This is a genomic window from Clostridium sp., from assembly GCF_036569345.1.
Lineage (GTDB): Bacteria > Bacillota > Clostridia > Clostridiales > Clostridiaceae > Clostridium_AD.
Genome location: NZ_DATCQT010000153.1, coordinates 1 through 1,599 on the forward strand (window position 1 = coordinate 1; position 1,599 = coordinate 1,599).

Below are 1,599 nucleotides of genomic sequence, written 5' to 3' on the forward strand. Positions count from 1 at the left end.
GGGCGGTAGGGTTTCCATTTTTACCAATGCTGTTGAAGTAGAATCGGGCTTTCTCGATTGCATAACGACTCAACCTTGCCACCTCTTTCCATTCCTTAAGCTCAATGGGTGTCCATTCTTCCCAATCATAACCTAAAACAGTTGCTAAATTTTCATTAAAAAAACTCCTTCTGCATAATGTTTGCATAACAAAAACACTAGACGTAAGAGGAGTTTTTTCTTTAATAAAGCCCGTGGCTTGCTCATCCTTCCATTGAATTTTCCGAGTTATCGTTTTGCATTTTTGATTTGTAATAACTACACGAAAGAGTAATGTAACATAATCCATAACCTAAAACAGAGAAGCAGACGGCTGTTAGAAAAAAATCTAGTACGATATAGACTCCTCCCCCCAAAAAATGGGTCTGTGTTATAATAATATCATAAATTTCGACAGTATTCTATAAAATATTAATTCACCACTAATTAATATTTTAACTTTTTTAAATTTGAGTCCTATAAGTAGTATTGTACTAAACCGCTGCGCGGTCACCCCCCAAATCTAAAGATTACGTAAAGCACCCTCATCATTATTGGACGAGAGTGAAGTCCATATTAAGCTAAAGCATAAGAGCCTAGAATTTTAACTATGTTATTCTTACTAATTTTTTCAATTGCTTGTTTTATATTTTTTTCTTCAGCATAATGCCCTTCAATATCAATAAAAAAATAGTATTTTCCAAGTGTTCTTTTAGTTGGACGCGATATTATTGAAGTTAAATTAATATTTTTCTGAGAAAATTCATTTAAAATTTTCGATAATTGTCCAGGTTTATTTGAAGCATTCATAATGACCATAGAAGTTTTATAACGTTTATTAGAATCATATTCTAAAGTCTCTTTTGAAAGTGCAATAAATCGCGTTTCATTATCAAATGAATCGGTTACATTTTCGATATTAAAAGCGAATTCATTGCTGGCATTTAGTATGTATTTTGGAACTACAGCTGCTTCTCCTAAAACCCCTCTTTTTACCTCTTTAAAGGATTCCCCGTTACTTTCAGTAGTTCTAATTTTAGTATTAGTGAACTCTTCTAAAAAATTAGAACACTGCCCTTGAGTTTTAAATTGAACGTATATTTTTCTAATATCTGATATATCTAAAATATTCCCCACAAATGAAAATTGAATTGGGAGAACAAGTTCATATATTATATGTAAATCTGTTTGTGCAAGTAAATCAAGGGTAAGTTGAACATATCCATCGAGTGTATTCTCGATAGGTATTATTCCTAACTCACATTCCTTACCAATCGCATTGAAAACCTTTTTTATAGTTGGATAGAAAATTACTTCAGTATTTTCATTAATTGTTTCAATATATTTCTTTGCTGCAAGTTCGCTAAAAGTACCTGCTGGACCAAGTGTTGCTATCTTATTCATTTATTTAACCTCCAAAGTATATTGAAAGCATTCACCAGCAATAAGTAATTCACCTTTTTAAAATTTTGGTCCTAGTCACGGTAGAGATACCGGTTACCCGGCACCCCCCGCACAGATCCCGGCGAGCGAAATTACCGCACCGGGCTCCTCAAGAGTATTCGCTTCCGTATTTCCGGC

The 1,599-nt window shown here is 33.5% G+C and carries 2 protein-coding genes; both read right to left on the bottom strand.

Annotated features, from left to right (window positions below; genetic code table 11):
- The coding region (locus VIM70_RS15405; protein ID WP_331946662.1) for a hypothetical protein at positions 1-187 on the bottom strand (187 nt) is incomplete at its 3' end.
- A gap of 407 nt (positions 188-594) precedes the next feature.
- Entirely contained in the window at positions 595-1,422 is an 828-nt protein-coding gene (locus VIM70_RS15410; RefSeq protein WP_331946663.1) for a prephenate dehydratase, read from the bottom strand.
- Positions 1,423-1,599 lie beyond the last annotated feature (177 nt).